This is a genomic window from Pantoea rwandensis (assembly GCF_002095475.1).
GTDB lineage: Bacteria > Pseudomonadota > Gammaproteobacteria > Enterobacterales > Enterobacteriaceae > Pantoea > Pantoea rwandensis.
Map to the genome: position 1 here is coordinate 168,509 of NZ_MLFR01000001.1, position 19,588 is coordinate 188,096.

General features: G+C 52.8%; 18 protein-coding genes and 1 pseudogene. 6 read left to right on the top strand and 13 right to left on the bottom strand.

Annotated elements, in window-relative coordinates; translation table 11 throughout:
• Window positions 1–11 precede the first annotated feature (11 nt).
• Genes HA51_RS00835 through HA51_RS00845 form a run of 3 tightly spaced genes read right to left on the bottom strand, consistent with a single transcriptional unit; the run spans window position 12 to window position 2,600 of the window.
• The gene (locus HA51_RS00835; RefSeq protein WP_084931238.1) at window positions 12–467 is read right to left on the bottom strand and encodes a RidA family protein; all 456 of its coding nucleotides are present in this window, start codon (window positions 465–467) and stop codon (window positions 12–14) included.
• Window positions 457–1,653, bottom strand: a complete 1,197-nt coding sequence (locus HA51_RS00840; protein ID WP_084931240.1) for an amidohydrolase family protein — start codon at window positions 1,651–1,653, stop codon at window positions 457–459. Before HA51_RS00840 ends, HA51_RS00835 begins: the two co-directional genes overlap by 11 nt.
• On the bottom strand, window positions 1,650–2,600 hold the full coding sequence (locus HA51_RS00845; protein ID WP_211282878.1) for a PDR/VanB family oxidoreductase: 951 nt from the start codon (window positions 2,598–2,600) through the stop codon (window positions 1,650–1,652). The genes HA51_RS00840 and HA51_RS00845 overlap by 4 nt, the downstream gene beginning before the upstream one ends.
• A gap of 146 nt (window positions 2,601–2,746) precedes the next feature.
• Between HA51_RS00845 and HA51_RS00850 the strand changes: the two genes are divergently transcribed.
• On the top strand, window positions 2,747–3,685 hold the full coding sequence (locus HA51_RS00850) for a LysR family transcriptional regulator (RefSeq protein ID WP_084931244.1): 939 nt from the start codon (window positions 2,747–2,749) through the stop codon (window positions 3,683–3,685).
• A 214-nt stretch (window positions 3,686–3,899) separates the two neighbouring features.
• Window positions 3,900–4,937, top strand: coding sequence for an Abi family protein (locus HA51_RS00855; protein ID WP_084931246.1), 1,038 nt, complete (start codon window positions 3,900–3,902; stop codon window positions 4,935–4,937).
• On the opposite strand, the gene HA51_RS00860 is transcribed toward HA51_RS00855, so the two are convergent.
• Window positions 4,934–6,274, bottom strand: a complete 1,341-nt coding sequence (locus HA51_RS00860) for a glycoside hydrolase family 10-like protein (RefSeq protein WP_139810604.1) — start codon at window positions 6,272–6,274, stop codon at window positions 4,934–4,936. The genes HA51_RS00855 and HA51_RS00860 overlap by 4 nt on opposite strands.
• Window positions 6,275–6,405: 131 nt before the next feature.
• Between HA51_RS00860 and HA51_RS00865 the strand changes: the two genes are divergently transcribed.
• The gene (locus HA51_RS00865; protein ID WP_084931248.1) at window positions 6,406–6,732 is read left to right on the top strand and encodes a hypothetical protein; all 327 of its coding nucleotides are present in this window, start codon (window positions 6,406–6,408) and stop codon (window positions 6,730–6,732) included.
• Between the two features lie 35 nt (window positions 6,733–6,767).
• Here HA51_RS00865 and gabP read toward each other — a convergent pair whose 3' ends face one another.
• Together gabP and gabT are read right to left on the bottom strand one after the other, a co-directional pair.
• Complete coding sequence (gene gabP / locus HA51_RS00870; protein WP_084931251.1) at window positions 6,768–8,162, bottom strand: GABA permease; 1,395 nt, start codon at window positions 8,160–8,162, stop codon at window positions 6,768–6,770.
• A gap of 102 nt (window positions 8,163–8,264) precedes the next feature.
• A complete protein-coding gene (gene gabT / locus HA51_RS00875) occupies window positions 8,265–9,527 on the bottom strand; it encodes a 4-aminobutyrate--2-oxoglutarate transaminase (RefSeq protein WP_084931253.1) in 1,263 nt (420 codons plus the stop codon).
• Window positions 9,528–9,636: 109 nt separating this feature from the next.
• Between gabT and pdxR the strand changes: the two genes are divergently transcribed.
• On the top strand, window positions 9,637–11,151 hold the full coding sequence (gene pdxR, locus HA51_RS00880) for a MocR-like pyridoxine biosynthesis transcription factor PdxR (protein WP_211282879.1): 1,515 nt from the start codon (window positions 9,637–9,639) through the stop codon (window positions 11,149–11,151).
• Here the strand turns inward: pdxR and HA51_RS00885 are convergent.
• A pseudogene (locus HA51_RS00885) lies at window positions 11,148–12,004 on the bottom strand (aldo/keto reductase family oxidoreductase). The gene pdxR and the pseudogene HA51_RS00885 overlap by 4 nt on opposite strands.
• A 97-nt stretch (window positions 12,005–12,101) precedes the next feature.
• Between HA51_RS00885 and HA51_RS00890 the strand changes: the two are divergent.
• A complete protein-coding gene (locus HA51_RS00890; RefSeq protein WP_084931255.1) occupies window positions 12,102–13,019 on the top strand; it encodes a LysR family transcriptional regulator in 918 nt (305 codons plus the stop codon).
• On the opposite strand, the gene HA51_RS00895 is transcribed toward HA51_RS00890, so the two are convergent.
• The gene (locus HA51_RS00895) at window positions 12,994–13,602 is read right to left on the bottom strand and encodes a TetR/AcrR family transcriptional regulator (RefSeq protein ID WP_084931257.1); all 609 of its coding nucleotides are present in this window, start codon (window positions 13,600–13,602) and stop codon (window positions 12,994–12,996) included. The two genes, HA51_RS00890 and HA51_RS00895, sit on opposite strands and share 26 nt — an antisense overlap.
• A gap of 128 nt (window positions 13,603–13,730) precedes the next feature.
• Between HA51_RS00895 and HA51_RS00900 the strand changes: the two genes are divergently transcribed.
• Complete coding sequence (locus tag HA51_RS00900) at window positions 13,731–14,123, top strand: RidA family protein (RefSeq protein WP_084931259.1); 393 nt, start codon at window positions 13,731–13,733, stop codon at window positions 14,121–14,123.
• Window positions 14,124–14,158: 35 nt separating this feature from the next.
• Here the strand turns inward: HA51_RS00900 and HA51_RS00905 are convergent, their stop codons facing one another.
• The 5 genes from HA51_RS00905 to HA51_RS00925 form a co-directional block, all read right to left on the bottom strand.
• Window positions 14,159–14,359: a hypothetical protein gene (locus HA51_RS00905; protein WP_084931261.1), complete on the bottom strand. Its 201-nt coding sequence runs from the start codon at window positions 14,357–14,359 to the stop codon at window positions 14,159–14,161.
• A 38-nt stretch (window positions 14,360–14,397) separates the two neighbouring features.
• On the bottom strand, window positions 14,398–15,012 hold the full coding sequence (locus tag HA51_RS00910) for an ANTAR domain-containing response regulator (protein ID WP_084931263.1): 615 nt from the start codon (window positions 15,010–15,012) through the stop codon (window positions 14,398–14,400).
• Window positions 15,009–16,163: a transporter substrate-binding domain-containing protein gene (locus HA51_RS00915; protein ID WP_084931265.1), complete on the bottom strand. Its 1,155-nt coding sequence runs from the start codon at window positions 16,161–16,163 to the stop codon at window positions 15,009–15,011. Before HA51_RS00915 ends, HA51_RS00910 begins: the two co-directional genes overlap by 4 nt.
• Window positions 16,164–16,309: 146 nt before the next feature.
• Window positions 16,310–18,016 (bottom strand): nitrilase-related carbon-nitrogen hydrolase, encoded by a 1,707-nt coding sequence (locus HA51_RS00920; RefSeq protein ID WP_084931267.1) that lies wholly within the window; start codon window positions 18,014–18,016, stop codon window positions 16,310–16,312.
• Entirely contained in the window at window positions 18,016–19,509 is a 1,494-nt protein-coding gene (locus tag HA51_RS00925; RefSeq protein ID WP_084931269.1) for a purine-cytosine permease family protein, read from the bottom strand. Before HA51_RS00925 ends, HA51_RS00920 begins: the two co-directional genes overlap by 1 nt.
• Between the last annotated feature and the right edge of the window lie 79 nt (window positions 19,510–19,588).

The following is a 19,588-nucleotide window of genomic DNA, read 5'->3' on the forward strand; positions in this document are numbered from 1 at the left end:
GTTTCCTCTTGTTATTGCGGCAACCACGCCGTGGCTTCAACTTCGATTAATACCTCAGGGCTGGGCAGCATCTCACTGACCTGCACCACCGTGGAGACTGGCGGTTCGTCCGGGAAGAACTGTTTGCGCACCCGACTGTAATGCGGGAAATGGTCCAGATTGCGGAAGTACTGCACCAGTTTGAAAACATCGCTCATCTGCCCACCGGCGCTCTCAATGGTGGTGCGGATACTCTCCAGCACATACCAGCTCTGCGCCAGAATCGGGCCTTCTTTGAAATCCGTCGAGAATTCACCGCTGCGCCCCAGCAGCTGTTGGGCCGCTTCGGGGATATCGCCGTAACCGCGCACGATCGTCGCGGTTTGCGGGTTCACCGGAATAATGCCGGAGAGATAAATAAAGTCGCCGACGCGTCGCCACGCCGCATATTTAGCCAGCGGTTTACCCGCACCTTCATCAAGCGTCATTTGTTGTTTCTCCATAACGCACGCCCTGTTTAAGCCGATAGCGTTGGCGCTGGCGCAGTGGCCAACTTGCGGTATCGGCATGCGGAAAAATCACCATATCGTTGCGATAAAAAGCCTCGGCCCGGCAGATAAGCTGCGAGGCCTCATCAAAGGCGGCACCCAATTGCAGGCTGAGTACGCCGCTGAACAGCGTATCGAGCGGGTCATAACTGCCGAGGGGGCAGAAGGCGTCTTGCACGTTATCGGCCCCGAGCAGCAGAGGAATGCCTCGGATTTGCGCTTCTTTCACCAGCGTCAGTCCGCGCTGGCGCGGGGTGCGACCGGGCACTGCATCTTGCAACAGCAAATTGGTCAACGGCAGGGCAATCAGGGTTACCCGCTGCTGGGCTAACCGATCGAGGATCTGCAGCGCATCTTCCTGTTGTGACAGTGCGCAGCTGTGGCTACAGGTAATCTGGCCGCTGAACGGATGGCGTTGCAGGGTGTTCGCCAGCCACCGCATACCTTGCGCCTCGGTATTGAGCTCTTCATCAATGTGGAGATCGATATCCAGCTGATGCTGTTCGGCGGCCTCAAGCAGGTTTGAGAAGGCTTGTGCATCCCAGTTGCTGCTGTGAATAAAACCGCCCAGTAACGCACCGGGGCCGCTGGCTGCCACCTGAGTAGCAATATGCTGAGCGTCTTCCGGATTGGCGAAGAAACTCAGCGGCGCGAGCGCCACGCGTTCGATACGACATAGCGGATGCTGCATTTCGCCGATCACCTGCCACGCCAGCGGCGCTTCCGGGGTGAACCAGTCGACATGGGTTCGCAGCAGGCCAACTCCGCTCTCCACCGCCCAGAGCAAAGCTTGCTGGGTGCGCCGCTGAAGATCTTCACGACTCCAGTGCACGCGATCCTGATGCATTGCCGTGATGGCAGCCAGCAAGCCAGGCTGTTGCGCCGGACTGCGTTGAATAGTGAACGTTTTGTCCAGATGCGCATGCGGCTCAATCAGTGCGGGCAACACCAGTGCGCCATTGAGCGGCAGATAATCGGCATGTTGCCCCTCATCAGGGGCAAATTGCAGGCCGTCGGAATGAAAATGTAAGGTCGCCAACTGGGGCTGGTCGCTCTGCATTGGCCAATGGTCTGGCAATAGCCAGCGGGGTAAGCGTGCACCGGTTGCACCCGGATAGGTTTTCATAGGTCGAGTACCAGAACCGGAGAACGTGCGCGTGAGCAACACAGCACGATGCAGTCATTGGCAGCTCGCTCTTTCTGACTTAACACTTCATCGCGGTGATCGGGTTCACCCGCCAAAACACCGGTAATGCAGGCACCGCACATCCCCTGTTCGCAAGAGAGTTCGATGTCGATACCGGCGGCTTCCAGCACCTCGGCGATACTTTGTTCCTCACCGATGATGAAACGCGCGCCGGAAGAGGCAATTTCTACCTCGAAGCTGTCGCCTGCGGTGATGGGGGCGTTATCGGATTTGAACCGTTCACTGTGCAACTGGTCCTGCTGCCAGCCCTGTTCCAGCGCCCGTTGCTGTAGGCTGTCCATAAAGCCAGCGGGCCCACAGGCCACCAGGACGCTGTTTGCAGGCATGCGCAGATCGGCGGGGATCTGTGTACGCAGGCTGTCGCCTTCACTGCTGTAATGGATAACAACACGCTCACCCAGTGCGGCCAGACGCGCCGCAAACGCCAGCTCATCATGGCATTTGAGATAGAGATGCAGCATGAAATCGGCTTGTTTCTTGGAGAGTGCTTCCGCCATCACCAGCAGCGGCGTGAGGCCAATCCCGGCCGCGAACAATAGCGTGCGGGGGGCATCCGGCAGCGGAAAGTGGTTGCGCGGTGCGGAGAGGGTTAACCTGTCGCCGATCAGGAGCTGTTGATGTACCCAACGTGAACCGCCAGTGGAAGCGGGATCAAGACGAACGCAGATCTCATAGGCAGACGCATTGGTGGCTGAACACAATGAGTACTGACGCATGCCTCCCGCTGGAAGGTGTACATCAATATGCGCGCCCGGTGTGAAGGCCGGGAGGGGGTGGGCGCTGGTACTTTCCAGCGTCAGTAATAGATTGCCAGCACCGTTGGACTGCTTTGCGATGACGGTGACAGCCAGGTGTGTTGATTTCATAATCAGCCTGTCTGAACAGGGCTGTCTTCAGCATTAACGCCGCGCATACCCTTGTTTTTATCATGGCTGCGATTATTATTTTGCAGTTGTGTAAGCGTCCATCTGTTTAATTCGCATGATGCGTTGCAAAAAAGAGAGCACCCACTATGTTCGCCTTCTCACGTTTTCTTATTTATTTCACCGAAGTGGCGCGTCAGGGTTCGCTGCGCAAGGCTTCCGAGGTGTTGCATGTCTCTGCCTCTTCTATCGACCGGCAGATTTTAAGGGTGGAAGAACAGCTTGATATGCCGCTGTTCGAACGGCATCCATCAGGATTACGTATGACGGCTGCAGGGGAGATCCTGCTGAATGCGGCAAAAAACTGGCAGCGTGAGTTTGGCCGTGTTTGCACACAGTTGGACGATCTGCGTGGTTTACGCCATGGCCATGTGCATATCGCCACCATTGATGCCATTAACCGCGGCTTCTTCTCATCGATTCTGCAACGCATTCGCGAAGAGTATCCCGGCATTTCCTTTACGCTCACGACCATGAGCAACATCCATATCGCCAATGCGCTGACCGCCGGTGATGCGGATTTTGGCATCATGCTCAATCCGCAAAGTTCGCGTGAACTGTTGGTGAAGTCATTTGCCGATCTGCGCTTGGGGATTGTGGTCAGCAGTCAGCACCCTCTGGCGGAACTGGAGTCGATTCGCTTCAGCCATTGTGAACCTTGGCCATTTATCGTGCCCGCAGCGCCCTTAATGTTGGCCGATCCGCTGGAGGCGCTGGTTAACAGTTCCGGGATACGTCTGAAGGAAGTGGGGCGCACCAATAACATCCACATGCTGCGATCTTTAGTACGTGATGACGTGGGGATCAGCCTGATGTGTTGGCTGGATATTGTTGACGAATACCGTCGGGGTGAACTGAAGTTTATTCCGCTAATCGACACGGTGTTAAAGCCCTTTACCTTGTCGCTGTGTGTGGCTCCGCAGCGTCAGCTATCCATTGCTGCGTCAATGATGTTACGAGAGCTGGAGTCGTTTTTCGCCCTGATGCAGAGTGAAGAGGCGTTAGCGGGAGTCAGTCCGAAGATTTAAGCGTTGTTGGTCACTTAAAATAAGAAGCCCCAGCAGAACTGGGGCATTGATTCTTGCGCTTTATGTCTTAGATCTGACACCGTACAAGCCGGGAGAAGAACATCGGACTAGCTACGTTGTGAAGTGTATGCGTATTTTAAAATGAATGCAATCGAACTGTTTATCGTTCTGTAGTATAACTTTCAGCTTAAAAGGAACTTTGGATATTGATTGCATGCCAAATAATTTTGACTTTACTGATATGGTGAAACTCATTTCTCCGGCGCGGTTAGCTAGTTATCACTCTGCATTTTCTATCGAGAATAAAGCCGAGCTTTTTGGTTTGTATGGATGGAATCTAGAATTATCGGGCGCTTTAGGCAGTTTATTGCAATTGGTTGAAGTGGCGTTACGAAATGCAATTAATGATGCAGGTAAAAACAGTATTACAACTTTACCTAATCAGCACTGGTTTGAATTGCTACCTTACCACTTAATCGAAGACGTAAATGCACTTCCGAATTCAGCGGGTATTAAACCGATGGTAAAATCACCACAGGTTAGAGACTTTGAAAACGGTTTGGCCAAAGCCAAAAGGAGTGCGCAGAAGCTTCTTAAGAAGAAACTGGGGTCGGATACCGCTGCGGCACCCACGTTAGATCAAATCATCTCTCAAACTGACTTCAGTGTTTGGGAATATGTAATGGATAAAAGTTTCTACGATGGAGACGCCAGTAAGGGCTTTTTGTGGCCTAAAGGGTATTTGTACGCGTTCAAAAAATTGCCCTTAGTTACTGGGAAGAACAAACAATTTCAGCAACGCGATATTATCAGACGACGCATTGAATCGATAAGAACGCTGCGCAATAGAATTGCGCATAATGAACCTGTCTGGAAGGGAACAGGATTTTATGATAAGTCAAAAACTATCGAAGGGTTGGAAGAGAAAATTAGTGAGGTGATCGAGCTTACCTACTGGATTTCACCGAGTTTGAATGTATTTGTTCGACATAGTGCGCTAATGCAACGTCTTAGAATGATCGTGAGTGAGCATGAGATCAATAATGCAACATATCGGAATGCGACTGTAAATGTCTCAGATTTCAAATCATTATTGGATTGCTTTGATGAAAATAAGACGACTTATCGTAAAACATTAATCTCAAGTGGAAATTTTACGGGTTTTATTTATAGCAAAAACATAGATTCAACTGATGATACATTCACAGCACGTTTTACCCAACCTGCTGTGAACGTAGAAAGCTGTAATTAATTCCCCCAACGGCTACGCAGATAATTCACCGCTTGCTGGGTTTGCGGTTGGTTAAGGTAGTTCTCGCGGAAAAGAATGGTGCCGTTGATTTGTGGCACTGATTCATTCAAATCGAGTTGCTTCTTCAACTCGGGAACACCGCCGTTAACAGTCCAGTCGGGTTCCATTTTCGAGGCTTCACCAATTTTATACAGTGCGACACCAATGTAGAGACGCGTGTGGGTAGGTTTCACTACGTTAGCCCACCAGTTAGCCAGCACATCGTAGCGCGCCGCCTGGCGTGCAAACGGCCAATAAAGTTGCGGGGCGATGTAGTCCAGTAATCCCATTTGTACCCACTTGCGTGTATCCGCGTAGGCTTCATCGTAAGCCGCGGCACCGCGCGTATCCGACCCCGCAGGATCATGTGAAAGATTGCGCCATACACCGGCTGGACTGACACCAAACTCAACATTCGGCTTGAGCTGTTTAATGGTGCGTGAAACTTGCTCAATCAGTTGTTGCGTGTTGTGGCGGCGCCAGTCGGCTTTGGAGGCATAACCTTGCCCATATTGGCGGAAAGTCGCGTTGTCGTTAAGCGTTGAACCGGGTGATTCGGTGTAGAAATAATCATCAAACTGCACACCGTCAATCGCATAATTCGAGACCACTTCAGCAACGATGCTGGTGATCCAGTCTCGCGCATCGGGGATGCCGGGATCGAGCACGAAACGATCGCCCGCGGTGCGAATCCAATCACGATGCAAAACAAACACACTGGCTGGATGCAGAGACAAGGTGTTGTTCAACTCATTGACGGTGGAGGGCTTCACGTTGGTTGAAACGCGGTAAGGGTTAAACCATGCATGCACTTTCATGCCGCGCTTGTGCGCCTCATCCAGCATAAATTGCAACGGGTCGTAACCAGGGTCTTCGCCAATTTTACCGGTCATCATATCGGACCATGGCAAAATTTTTGAGCGCCACAGCGCCGTGCCATCCGGCTTGACCTGGAAAAACACCGTGTTGATGCCGAGGCTCTTCAGCTTATCCAGTTTATCGATCAGCGCCTGCTGCTGCTGGTTAATACGATTTGCCGGGCTGGCGTTTACAGAGGATATCGGCGGCCAGTCGAGGCGGGAAACAGTGGTCAGCCATACGCCACGCACCGGTTCATGCGGCTGGGCTGGCGAAGTCGGCAGCGGTTTCGACGTCACGGTAGGCAGCGGAGTGACCAGTGACTTTGGCGGCTCAGATGAGCAACTGGCAAGAAACAGTGCGGCAGCCAAGAGAGTGGCAGACTTTTTCAACGTCGCAACACGGGGAGAATGCGCTGAACAGGCTATGATAAACTCCATTTCTTTCAATATTACTGTTCGAAGAGCCTCATTCTCTTCTCATGAGTAATAAAGTCAATAAGAGCGCTCGGTAACGTGGCGGCGCAATTAACTGCGACGCCAGTGCTCACCAAAAATGGGAATTCATTGCTATGACCTACGAAGATCTTTACCGCCGTATCGCTCAAATCGTTTTCAGTTGCGGGCCAAAAGGGGCGCGAGAACTGATCGTCAAAGCCGAACTTTTTGCCGATGACGAAGGTGGCGAATATCAGTTCGATTACCTGGATGAAAACGGTGAACCGGATTGGTTTGAACCGGATGCCCAGGCTATCGGCGATCTGACCGAAGCGTTGAAAGATTTCCAGCAATATTTTGTGGATAACGAGATGACGGAAGGCAAACCGGTGTGGAATAAGTGCATTGTGGTGATTAACGTTCCGGAAGAATCTATCAGTATCGATGTGCAATATGAGTAAGGCTTCCGGGCATCCTTGCCCGGAAATCTCTGGCGTTATGAACGCACTACCACTAACGCCTCGCGCTCGCGCAAAGCGCGTTTACGATGCACGATACGGCTGGTGATCAACACCGCTAAAGTGAGTAAACCGGTAGCGATGATTTCAGAGCGATGCGCTGGCATAAACAACATTGAGATCAGTACACCCACGATGAACACTATGGTTGCCCAGGTTAAGCCTGGGAACAGCCACATGCGATAACTTAACAACTCACCCCGCGCTTCGCGCTTTTTGCGCAATACCAGATGCGAAGCCGCTATGACCAGATAAACCAGTAACGCAATCGCGCCGGAACTGGCCAGCAGGAACTCAAATACCGCTGCTGGTGCCAGATAGTTAGCGAACACCGCGAGAAATGCAGCGGCAGTTGAGGCGATGACCGCAACCCAAGGGGTACCGCTGCGAGTGGTTTTTGATGCAGAGGCAGGGGCATCCTGACGACGGGAAAGTGAATAAAGCATGCGTGAAGCAGTATAAAGCGCAGAGTTAAGACAGCTACACACCGCGATCAGCACCACCACATCCACGATTTGTCGCGCGTAAGGGATGTTCATCATCTCCATTGCGGTTTGATAAGAACCGGCTTTCATCAGCGATGGGGTATTCCACGGCACCAGTGCAATAACGATGAATATCGACAGCAGGTAAAACAACGCAATACGCCAGATGACGGAATTGGTGGCCTGTGTAATCTGCTTTTTCGGTTCACGTGACTCCGCTGCAGCAATGGTGACGATTTCCGTTCCCATAAAGGAGAACATGGTCGTCAGTATGGCGGCCAGCACGGCACCGATTCCGTTTGGCATAAAGCCATGCGTGTCATAGAGGTGAGAAATGCCTTGCGTGCTGCTGCCCGGCAGCATACCGAAAATAGCCAGACTGCCGACAATCAGGAAGGCAACAATGGCGACCACTTTCAGCAGAGCAAACCAGAATTCGAACTCACCGTAATTCTTTACGCTAAACAGGTTGCTCACCGTCAAGAACAGGGTGATCGCTAATGTATATTCCCACACGTCAACCTGCGGAAACCAACCATGTAGAATCGTACCCGCGGCATTGGCTTCAAGCGGGATCACTAACACCCAAAACCACCAGTAAAGCCAGCCAATGGTGAAACCGGCCCAGCGACCCAGCGATTTGTCGGCGTACGTTGAAAATGATCCGGAATCTGGCGAGGCGACAGCCATTTCAGCCAGCATGCGCATAATCAGCACCACCAACGTACCGGCGGCGATATAAGCCAGTAACACGGCTGGGCCTGCCTCAGCAATGGCATGACCGGAACCCACAAACAGGCCAGCGCCAATTACGCCAGCAATGGATAACATACGAACATGACGCGGCTTTAGGCCTTGCGCCAGCGCATCGGCATTTTGTGAACTCATTATTATTCTCCAGATCGTCTCTCGGGCTGTTGATCGCACAGCCTTGCTACAGCAGGTGAGAAGCCCAGCCCGTAATGACGGACCGGGAAAACTGAGTAACAGCTACGAATCCAAGTGCTGGCTTAGCACGTCACTAAGGATGTCCAGAGCCTGGCTAAATTGCGCATCCGGAATAGTGAGCGGATAGAGGAAACGAATGACATTACCCTGCGGGCCGCAGGTCAGCAGCAGTAAACCGCGAGCCATCGCGTCTTGCTGAATGGTTTGCGCCGTTTGCGCTTGGGCAAACTCCACCGCGACCATCGAACCAAGTCCGCGAATGTCGGTGATGGCGGAGCAGTGCGTGCGGGCTTGCTGCAAGAATGTCTGAAGCTGCTCACCCAATTGGGCCGAACGTTCACACAGCTGCTCTTCGGCAATAATGTCCAGCACAGCATGTGCTGCAGCAATCGCCAATGGATTACCGGCATAGGTGCCGCCTAAACCGCCGGGGCCTGGGGCATCCATGATTTCAGCGCGACCGCTCACGGCTGACAGCGGCATGCCACCTGCAAGGCTTTTCGCCATGGTGATGAGGTCAGGTTTGACAGCATAATGGTCCATCGCAAACAATTTGCCGGTGCGACCAAAGCCAGTTTGCACTTCGTCGGCAATCAGCAAAATACCATGTTCATCAGCAAGTTGACGCAGGCGCTCCATGAAGGCTGGCGGCGCAACATGGAAGCCGCCTTCACCTTGTACCGGCTCCAGGACAATCGCTGCGACATCTTGTGGGGCGATATCTTGCGTGAAGATATCGTGCAGGCTGGCAAGCGCATCTTCAACGCTGATGCTCGTGACGCTGTTGGGATATCGGGCATGCCAAACCGATGCGGGCATCGGACCAAAATCACGCTTGTAAGGTGCCACTTTTCCGGTCATCGCCATGGTCATAAAGGTACGGCCGTGGAAAGCGTTGCCAAAAGTGATGATGCCGTGACGACGTGTTGCGGCGCGCGCCACTTTAACGGCATTTTCTACCGCTTCGGCACCGGTTGAGAAGAAGGCTGTTTTAACCTTACCGGCAATCGGCACTACGCCATTGATGCGTTCAGCCAGGGCGACATAACTTTCATACGGCGTAACCTGAAACGCGGTATGCGTGAATTTTTCTAACTGTTCAGCAATGGCCTTAACGATGCGTGGATGGCGATGACCGGTGTTGAGTACCGCAATCCCGCCAGCGAAATCAATCCAGCTATTACCTTCAACGTCACGCAATGTGGCGTTCTCTGCCTGCTCAACGTACCACTGGCACAGATTCCCAGTACCGCGTGGCAGGGCATCATCTTTACGTTGTTGCAACTGGCTGTTTTTACCTTCCATAACCTTTCCTTAGCGATAAGCGTCTTTACAAATCACAACAAACACGCTTATTTATCCCTGCGCTAAGGTTAGTTGCCAGAGCCACTTTTAGAGAAAAGGAGGGAGCCAATTGCGAAGTTTGTACGCCGATCATGTATTAGAACGTTTGCAGTTTATGCCGGAAGGGACGTTGCAGCAGCGTCTGCTGGCGTGTATGCAGGCGGCGATTGCTGAAGGGATTTTTCCGCGCGCCACGCGATTACCGGCTACGCGCGATATGGCACGCGAGTTGTCAGTGTCACGCAATACCGTACTCAACGTTTATGAAAATTTAATGTCACAAGGCTATGTCACGGCGCGAACCGGCAGCGGTACATGGATCGCTGAAACATTACCGGAAGGGTGTCTGAACAGCCCGCGCAGTGGCGACTTGAACATGCCGCTGGTCGCCAAAACCGCGGCAATCTCTAAGCGCGGGGCTTCGTTGTTGGGACACGCCAATGCCTCGCCTTATCAATGGGGCGCGTTTGTACCCGGTGCGCCAGACGTCACCCAGTTTCCGCATAAACTGTTTAGTCAGATTCAGGCTCGTCTCAATCGAGAGCCGGATGTTGATCGATTGATCTACAGCAGTAACGGTGGCTGCCCGCACCTGCGACAAGCGTTGGCGGAATATCTCAGCGTGGCGCGTTCGGTACATGCTGATGCTGACCAAATTATCATCACGGAAGGCGTACATCAGGCGGTGGATTTGGTGACGCGCGTATTGTGCGATCCCGGCGATCCGGTATGGATCGAGGAGCCGGGCTATTGGGGCACGAGAAACTTATTGCGCATTAACGGGCTAAAAATTCAGGCGATGCCCGTGGATGAGCAGGGGATCAGGCCCGAAATAGCCTCGAGATCACGCGCACCAAAAATGATATTCGTGACACCGTCACATCAATACCCATTGGGCGTTCATCTGAGCCTGGAGCGGCGTAAGCAGCTGTTGGATTTGGCGCGAAAGCATAAATCCTGGCTGGTGGAAGATGACTATGACAGCGAGTTTCGTTTCGCCGGTCAGCCTTATCCGTCGCTGCAAGGATTTGAAACGGATGCGCCAGTGATTTACATGGGTACCTTCAGTAAAACGCTTTATCCAGCGCTGCGACTGGGCTATCTGGTGGTGCCTAAAGCACTGGCGCAGCCCTTGCGTGTAGCGGCCGCTGAACTGTATCGCGGAGGGCATCTGCTGGTGCAGCGTGCGCTGGCAGAGTTTATTCAGAAAGGGCATTACATGGCGCATATTCGTCGTATGCGCAAACTCTACAGTCAGCGTCGCCGCTTTTTGGTCAGTTTGATTGAGCGTTATCTGGGCCAAGATTTCATGCCGTTAGTGAATCATGAAGCGGGACTGCATCTGGTCATGAATCTGCCTGTTGGCTGCGATGATGTGGCGATTGCAGCGCTAGCGCTGCGACGTGGTGTAAAAGTTCGGCCGCTTTCTCAGTATTACATGCACCCCCAAGAGCGACGTGGCTTGCTATTAGGTTATGCCTGTGTTGATGAGCGTCAGTGTCAGGATGCGTTTGGCGTATTGAAGGCGTGCTTGATTGAGGCGGGGATTTTGGCGCGGCCCGAAAGCCGCACCGTTCAGATCTAAGCGATGCTGTTTAAGCACTGCACGATTTCTGCTGACAGCACCACCTCTCCGCTCGCCAGGTTCTGTTTGAGATGCTCTGGTGAAGAAGTACCGGGAATCAGCAAAATATTAGGTGAACGCTGTAGCAGCCAAGCCAAAGCAACTTGCAAGGTGGTGGCATTTAACGCTTGTGCCACTGCGGTAAGTTGTTCTGATTGCAAGGGTGAAAAGCCGCCGAGTGGGAAGAAGGGCACGTAAGGAATCCCTTGCTCAGCCAGCTTATCTACCAGTGCCTCATCCTGACGGTTAGCCAGATTGTAGAGGTTTTGGACGCAGGCGATCGGCGTCATTTTCTGCGCATCCGCCACCTGTTGGGGCGTCACATTACTCAAGCCAATATGCTTTACCAGACCGCGTTCTTTCAGTTTAATCATCGCCTCAACCTGCGGTTCCAGTGAGCCTTCTGCGGGGCCATGGACATCCAACATCGAGCGAAGATTCACCACTTCCATCGTCTCCAGGCCGAGATTGCGCAGGTTGTCCTCCACCGCCTGCGTCAACTCATCAGGCGAGAACGCGGGTAGCCAACCCCCTTTATTATCGCGACGCGCGCCCACTTTTGTGACGATGATTAAATCGTCGGTATAAGGATGTAGCGCTTTTTAATCAGCTGATTGGTCACATGCGGACCGTAAAAGTCGCTGGTATCAATGTGATTCACGCCAGCAGCAACCGCGTCGCGCAGAACCTGGAGCGCACGGATTTCATCAGCGGGTGGGCCAAACACACCAGGCCCCGCCAGTTGCATAGCGCCGTAGCCGAGACGGCTGACCTGACGATCACCCAAGGTGTAGGTATTTACGTTGTGAGACATGGAAACCTCCTGCATCGATGTGTGATCAGATTGTAATAGCCAAATCGCTGTGCAACTATCCGGTGAAATCAGGACACAGTGTACGGAGTGGCGAACAATGGCATTAGACATCGCATTGCTGCACGCAGTCGTCGCAGTGGCTAAAGCGGGTGGGTTTCGCGAAGCGGCGCGGATGACCGGCAGCAATCCTTCACGTTTGAGTGATGCCGTGAGACGAGCGGAAGAACAGCTAGGCGTTCGGTTATTTAACCGCACCACACGCACCGTGGCGCTCACCGAAGCGGGCAGAGCGTTAATGTCGCGCTTGATGCCAGCGATGAACGAAGTGGATGCAGCTTTGGATGCACTGAACAATTTCCGTAATACGCCGGGAGGGACGCTGCGTTTGAATGTCCCGGTTAGCGCCGCCCGGTTGGTGCTGCCCTCCATCGTGCCCGGCTTCCTTGAGCGCAATCCCGACATTCAGTTGGAAGTGGTGGCAGAAAGCAACGTGCAGGATATCTTCCGCGATGGCTGTGATGCTGGCATACGTTACGATGATCATCTGGAGCAAGATATGGTGGCTCTGCCGATTGGTCCACGCGTGCAGCGCTTTGCCGCAGCTGCTTCGCCCGTCTATTTAGCCGAATTTGGCACGCCACAGCATCCGCGTGATCTGTTGCAGCATCGCTGCTTGTATGGACGCTACGCCACGGGTGTTGTCGCTGATTGGGAGTTCGAGAATGGGGGAGAGGTGGTGCGTTTACAGCCAAAAGGTCCATTGATTTGCAGTATTGGCGCGGCAATGGATCTCACGGTTTCTGCTGCTGTTGCAGGCGTGGGTGTGGTCTATTTGTTCGAAGACTGGATCAAACCCACCTTGAATGACGGTAGTTTGCAGCCGATTTTACCCGAGTGGTGGCTGAGTTTTTCAGGTCTGTGGCTTTACTATAACGATCGCCGGCTGATCCCGGCACCGTTACAAGCCTTCCTTGATTATGTACGCGAACTCAATGTGCAGCCGCAGGTGGGTTAACCAGCAGTCCGGACATCAATACGCGGAACGCATCCACTGCGCGCGGAAGCGCTGCAACCGGCTCGCTGGAGGCGGCAATCCACAACGCGGCATTCAAGGCGGCACCGTTCACCAGATGAGCCGCCGCTTCAGTATCCATTGGCTTTACTGTGCCTTCTGCAATCAGCACTGATAGCATGTCTGCCGTGGTGCGCAGACAGGCAGTTTGATTGGGCCACTGTGAAGGATCGCCGAGCACAGCGGGACCATCAAGCAGCATGATGCGCTGCACCTCTGGCTCCAGGGACATCTCAATGTAGGTAATCGCTTCCGCCAGAAAGGCATGCCACTTTGATTCAAACTGCTGCCCAGCGGCACGCATCTGCACCAAAATCTCTGCGTCGATCTGGTCGATAACGGCTTGCAATAGGCCCTTTTTATCGCCGAAATTGTGATAAAGCGCACCTCGTGTTAGCCCCGCTTCAGCGGTCAGATCATCCATTGATGCAGCGCTATATCCTTTCTCTGCGAATGCCCTTCGAGCAGCCCCAATTAATTTTGCCCGTGTTTCTTCTACCTGTTCTGTTCGCCGTTTGGCTGCCATAGCAACTCCAAAAATTTGCATTGACATACGCTGCGTATATTATCCATATTAATACATACGCGGCGTATGTTAAAGCGATAACCGGCTTAGCTACCCGGTTTCACCCTTTTTCCATCAGGAGAGCGATTATGAACAAACGTGATGCCATTTTTCCAGCGGGACGTCAGGCGCTGTATGAAATTAATCAATATTCTGCCGCAATACGTTCTGGAGACCTGTTATTTGTCTCGGGCCAGGTAGGAAGTCGGGATGATGGTTCTGCGGAACCTGATTTTGCACGTCAGGTCAATCTGGCGTTTGAAAACCTGCAGGCCGTGCTGAAAGCAGCGGGATGTACGCTGGGTGATGTGGTGGACGTCACCAGTTTTCATACCGATCCTGAAAACCAATTTGCCATCGTGAATGAGGTGCGTTTACGGCATTTTGGTGAACCGCCGTACCCAAACTGGACGGCAGTGGGGGTAAACTGGTTGGCAGGTTTTGATTTTGAAATCAAGGTGATCGCGCGAATCCCCCAGTAATTTAGCGTGCCGCACAGGGAGGTGTGCCTGTTAAATCAGCGCGTCCGGCGAACAATCTGCAATACTGCGAGGGCAATGATTGCAGAAATGGCTGCCTTAATCAGAAGAAGGGTGAAATCGTATTTATCCATCGCTGTTTCACCATCACCGGATACGCGAACAAAATGCCCAACCAGGCTGTCAGGTATGAGCAATACACCAGCGATCAAAATGGCCAGGAAAATCACAATTTTCATTTTATTCCACACGCTTTCCAACGAGCCACAACACGACGTTAAATTTTATCAGTTGCTAACGCTTTAAGAATGTTTAACCAGGATGTTTTGTTGTTAAGGAATTCGCAGCTGAGATTCTCAATCGTCATATGCTGTGCCATGGCTGCAAGACGCAGCAGATTGTAAGCCTCATCTTCCCCTAATTGTAGTGCTTGCATCACCTGTATTTGGGCGGAGAACAAGTACTTGCGGGCGCGCAGACGCTCATCTTGGCGCCTTAATTGTTGTTCCAGTTGAGCGAAACGTGCAGCACTCTCAAGTGCCAGCGTGAAGGCGGTCATCACCCCATCGAATCGCACCGGTTTGCGCATATAGCTGTCAATTTTCTGCTCGGTAATCCACTGAAGTCGCGAGGGCGTTTCCATGGCGGTTAGCGCGATTTTGGGTAACGCAGGCCAGGGTAATGTGTTGGTGGGATGAAACAGTGCCGGATTGTCGCCATCAAAGACCAGCAATTGTTGCCCAGAGAGTTGCGCTTCGTTTGGAAAGGTCGCGCAAAATTCACCCTGAATCCCCATGCGGGAAAATTGTTGCTCGAGGTGATGATTATCACGGTCCGCGCAGCCAATCACGCACACTCTGAGCCCGCGCATTTGCACATTTTTTCGGCTCATGTGCGCTCCCCATCCTGATTCCGATCATCGAGATCGGTCCATGCCAACCAGGGATCGGGCTTTACAGGCTGGAGGGCTTGCCAAAAACTTTCTAACTTGCCATCGTGACAGCGCGCCAGATGCGGCGTCAGCCAGCTGTGATTATTGTCAGCATCAATACGGATTGATCCAGCGGGGGAATCCATCTCATCTTTAAGCACGGCAGCCCGCACGCCCTCAACGTCAGCATCACCGTGACGGGTGATCGCGCGCGCCAGCAGGTGCCCAGCCAACCATGCGCTTTGGCTGTCGACGGAAGGCGACACGCCTTCGCCAAATCGCTGGCGGTAGCAGCGTAAAAAATCACGGTTGGCGGCATTGTCGATGGACTGAAACCAACTCGCTGAGACCAGATATCCTTCAAGGGCTGCCGCGCCTATCATGTCCACTTCCGGTTCGCACAGCGTTAGGCTTAATTTTAATACATCGTTGAGCCAAGGGTGCTGTAGGCTGGCTCGATGCCAGGCACGATAGAAACTATACGCACTTTTGCCCACCATGGTATTGAGCAGCACCCTGGGCCGCTGCGTGATGATATCGGTAATTAGCTCATCGACATTCTCTTCACCAAGCGGCAGCAACTTGCTGGCTAAAACCTCGCCACCCGCCGGAATCACGGTTTCACGTGTTATGCGATCCATCTCCCATGACCAGACGTAATTTGATCCTACGTGATACATCGCGACATCCTGCTGCTGCAACAGCCAGTTCAGGAGTGGTAACACATGCTGATTGGGTGTCGCGCCCAGATAAATAACGCTGTTACTGCTTTCGAAACCCTCATAGCGTGCAGAGTGCCACAGCAGAGCGTTGGCGGCTTCGATCAGCGGTAAGATGGTTTTGCGCGCCGCTGAAGTGTAGCAACCGATCACATGACGTACGCCGTGGCGATACAGTAAGTCCTGGCAGTGGTCATAATATTTATCCAGTGAACCGCCTGGGTCGCGCACCACTGGCGCGAGGGTAAAGTGGTAATCAGCGTTGGCGTTGATTTCTTCAATCGCCAGCAGTATCCCGTTCAGCATTTCGCGCCCGATCACCGCATAATCGCCGGAGACGGAGTAAAGAATGCCAATCGGAATGACATTTTTTGGGGGTGGTGTGGCAGACATAGTGACTCCTGATGAATAGACGCTTTTCCTGACTGTTCTGGCAGCATGATCGCCGCCAGAACATAACTCGCTACTGGAGATTAAACGAGAGCGACTTTTGCACCGATGTTAAAACCGCTGCAAACATAAATGGTCGCTCGTTGTGATTACTGGTTGGTGGGCATGACCAGCGGGGTGTAATAGTGCGGCTGACGCATCAATACCAGATCTTTTCGTCTCACCACATGATTAGGATAGGCCGTCTCTGGCGACCCGGTTGTCATATCCAGTACCGCTAAGCCATCTGTGCATGGCACTTTGATTTCGATGCGAGGAAAGGCAAAAGTATCAGGGCCAAATACACCGCTTAAACCAAAACTCACTCCGGTTGATGGCGCCCAGTTGGCAAAGGCCAGCCAAACATTATTCTCGCCTGCACGTACACGAGGTAACAGCCAGTGATACGGGTCGGCACCGCGCGGAATCGGCCAGGCGTGAGAGATTGCTGTCCCCGCATGCGCCAGGGGGATTGGCGTATTGAGCTGAGCGGGACAGGCGATGATGTCACATCCTTCTAATGCCAGAATACGTGCGGCCTCAGGCACCAGTAAATCTTCACCAAGCAGGATTCCCACTCGCCCACAAGGTAGATCGCAGGTCACCCATTTATTGCCCGGGCTGGCCCATTGCTGATCGCCTCCGCTAAGATGGATTTGCCGATAGTGCGCACCCAATCCTGCGCTGCTCACCAGTAGGGCACTGTTGTAGTATTGCTGACCTTCGCGCTCGGTAAATCCAGTCAACAACGCGATATCCAGTTCAATCGCCAGTTTTAACAGGCTCTCAATTGGCGCATCGTTTAGCCTAAGCGCATTGTGCTTACCTTCACCTCCTGTCAACGCACGTTCTGGCAATATCAGCAGTTCAGCACCGCGCGATTTTGCCTGCTCCGCCCATTGACGGATCACCAACAAATTTTCAGCGATGTCATTGGCCGGATGGAACTGCGCGACAGCAATGCGCGAATCTTTGGCAGCAGGCAGGGGATCGCCGCCGTACAAGCCAAAGAAATCTTGAGGATTCCACATAAAAGTGTTGGTCATCAGGCGCTGATACAGCTCAGGACGCCGTTTGCTCAGTGAGGGATTGTCAGTAGACAGCGTTAACTCGGCACGGATCACGCCATCGCCACTATCACAACTGGCCAGAATGCAGCCGTTTTGGTCGACAATGCAACTGCCGCCGCTGAACTGTACACCGCGCTCCCAGCCCCAGCGATTACTTTCAATCAGGGCGCAGCCGTTTTCCCAACCGCGAGTTAACCAGTAGGGTGCCGGTGTCCGCTCCGCCAACCAGTTACTGATATGACAGATAATTTGCGCGCCGCCCAGCGCTGCCAGGCGGGCCGTTTCGATAAAGTGGATATCCATACAAATCAGCAAGGCGATATTGCCAATTTCGGTGGCAAAAACCTGATGCCCGACATCACCGTTGGCGGCCCACTTGGGTTCAGAGATATAAGGGTGGGTTTTACGATGCACGCCAATCACACCTTGTGGGCCGACTAAAATAGCGCTGTTGTAATAGATGTCTGTGACAGGGTCATGCTCGGGCATGCCAAACACCAGATAGCAATGGTACTCCCGCGCGATGGCGGCAAAAGCCTGACTGGTTTCGCCATCAGCTGTTTCTACATAGGGCGCAACTTCCGCACGATCCTGCCAGCAATAGCCGGTGGTGGCCATTTCCGGCATCACTATTAGTTGGGCGCCATCACGTGCCGACTGACTGGCAAGTTGCAGCAGACGGGCGACGTTTTCATCTTTACGAAATTGTGTGGGTTCAAACTGAATAGTCGCAACGTTAATTTTCATTACTCAGCCTCCTTGCTCATTAATGGTTGGAAGACTGGCTTAGGCCCCTGATAGGCATCAGAAGGTTTCCAGTTGGTCTGCATATCATCAGGGAATGTCTTAAAGTAATAGCGTCCACGCGTGGCGACACTGATAGCGACGTGCAGCACCGGCCCCACCAACATGGCAATGAACGACGCGTAAACCATAGGGTAAACACCGAGCACACCTGCAGCACCAATGGCTACCGCAACGCAAAGGGCAATGACGCCGCTTGGGTTCCACATCCGCAGATACTCTTTGCGAAACTCAACAAAATCGGACGGCGCAAGGTGTAGCATTTTGCGGCAGATGTAATAGTCAGCAAGGATAATAAACACCCAAGTATTGGTGAGAATGCCGGTAATCGAAAGGAAAGTACCGGTGTACTGCAGAATATTGCAAACGTAGAACACCACGCCAAGCAACCAGACCAGCAGCATCCACCATTGACGCCCCGGACGATAGTTAAACGCCATATCCATGGTATTCGACAGCGCGATAGAACCGGAATAGAGGTTCAGTACGTTGATGCGAATCTGCGTGATCACTGCAAATAGCACGCCAGTCAGTCCAATAATCAGCGGGAAGACAAAGCCAGGATCTAAAGCCAGTGACCAGACATCCTGCCCATGAATGTGCGGCATCAAGGTATAGGCCATAAAGGCGCCAAACAGCATTACCACCACAATGGGAATCAACATCCCCAGCATAATGGTCGCCGTGCCTTTATGACTCACGCCAGGACGAGCGAAGCGGCCATAATCGGTGGCCATCAAGCCCTGAAACACGATCTGTCCATTGGCCATATTCATCACCAGCCACAGTGCATTGCTGTCGACTTCCGCTTTCGGCTGCCAGCCTCCGAAGCCAACCGTGGGATAATGGTGGGTGAGTTGCCAGATGCAGAAACCGAATAGCAAGATGAAGATCGGCACGCCCCAGGTTTGCAAGAACTGCATTGACGACATGCCTTTCCATACAAACCAAATTGCCGCCAACCCCATCAATGCAAAAATCGCGATACCAGTGATGGAGTTAACCGGCACACCTGCGTAGTTTGCGATGGCATGTGACACGATGGTGCCTTCAAACAAGAAGTAAAAGATAAAGTTGATGGCATAGATCAATGAGGTAAAGGCCGACCCCATATATCCAAAGCCTAAACCTCGCGTCATCAGATTGAGTGACAGGCCCTCTTTACTGGCCATTTTCATAATGCAGGAGCCAATGAGGGTGGCAAACACCACCATATACCCGATGGGTAACAGCAGCAGCGGCCAGCCGACCTGATAGCTGATATCTGCGCCGAGGCTGAACCAAAACATGGCGGTTGAGTTGCCCAGTAACACTAAAATGATGGCCGGGATTGGCCAGCGATAGTGGGAGGGAACACGCCCAACGGCATAATCCTCGACCGCTTCCGCTTCGGTGATGTCTTGTGGTCCCTGAAACCACGCTTTTAACTTGCTCATAAATTTACTCCAATAAAAAAAGCCCCGCCGACAGCATTGCCGGTGGGGCTTCTTCGCCTGAATTCGATGTATTGGAGTG

What these genes read in the sequence shown, in the direction of transcription:
- HA51_RS00835 (WP_084931238.1), bottom strand. Translation starts at nt 467, where the DNA reads ATGACGCTTGATGAAGGTGCGGGTAAACCGCTGGCTAAATATGCGGCG.
- HA51_RS00840 (WP_084931240.1), bottom strand. Translation starts at nt 1,653, where the DNA reads ATGAAAACCTATCCGGGTGCAACCGGTGCACGCTTACCCCGCTGGCTA.
- HA51_RS00845 (WP_211282878.1), bottom strand. Translation starts at nt 2,600, where the DNA reads ATGAAATCAACACACCTGGCTGTCACCGTCATCGCAAAGCAGTCCAAC.
- HA51_RS00850 (WP_084931244.1), top strand. Translation starts at nt 2,747, where the DNA reads ATGTTCGCCTTCTCACGTTTTCTTATTTATTTCACCGAAGTGGCGCGT.
- HA51_RS00855 (WP_084931246.1), top strand. Translation starts at nt 3,900, where the DNA reads ATGCCAAATAATTTTGACTTTACTGATATGGTGAAACTCATTTCTCCG.
- HA51_RS00860 (WP_139810604.1), bottom strand. Translation starts at nt 6,274, where the DNA reads ATGGAGTTTATCATAGCCTGTTCAGCGCATTCTCCCCGTGTTGCGACG.
- HA51_RS00865 (WP_084931248.1), top strand. Translation starts at nt 6,406, where the DNA reads ATGACCTACGAAGATCTTTACCGCCGTATCGCTCAAATCGTTTTCAGT.
- gabP (WP_084931251.1), bottom strand. Translation starts at nt 8,162, where the DNA reads ATGAGTTCACAAAATGCCGATGCGCTGGCGCAAGGCCTAAAGCCGCGT.
- gabT (WP_084931253.1), bottom strand. Translation starts at nt 9,527, where the DNA reads ATGGAAGGTAAAAACAGCCAGTTGCAACAACGTAAAGATGATGCCCTG.
- HA51_RS00890 (WP_084931255.1), top strand. Translation starts at nt 12,102, where the DNA reads ATGGCATTAGACATCGCATTGCTGCACGCAGTCGTCGCAGTGGCTAAA.
- HA51_RS00895 (WP_084931257.1), bottom strand. Translation starts at nt 13,602, where the DNA reads ATGGCAGCCAAACGGCGAACAGAACAGGTAGAAGAAACACGGGCAAAA.
- HA51_RS00900 (WP_084931259.1), top strand. Translation starts at nt 13,731, where the DNA reads ATGAACAAACGTGATGCCATTTTTCCAGCGGGACGTCAGGCGCTGTAT.
- HA51_RS00905 (WP_084931261.1), bottom strand. Translation starts at nt 14,359, where the DNA reads ATGAAAATTGTGATTTTCCTGGCCATTTTGATCGCTGGTGTATTGCTC.
- HA51_RS00910 (WP_084931263.1), bottom strand. Translation starts at nt 15,012, where the DNA reads ATGAGCCGAAAAAATGTGCAAATGCGCGGGCTCAGAGTGTGCGTGATT.
- HA51_RS00915 (WP_084931265.1), bottom strand. Translation starts at nt 16,163, where the DNA reads ATGTCTGCCACACCACCCCCAAAAAATGTCATTCCGATTGGCATTCTT.
- HA51_RS00920 (WP_084931267.1), bottom strand. Translation starts at nt 18,016, where the DNA reads ATGAAAATTAACGTTGCGACTATTCAGTTTGAACCCACACAATTTCGT.
- HA51_RS00925 (WP_084931269.1), bottom strand. Translation starts at nt 19,509, where the DNA reads ATGAGCAAGTTAAAAGCGTGGTTTCAGGGACCACAAGACATCACCGAA.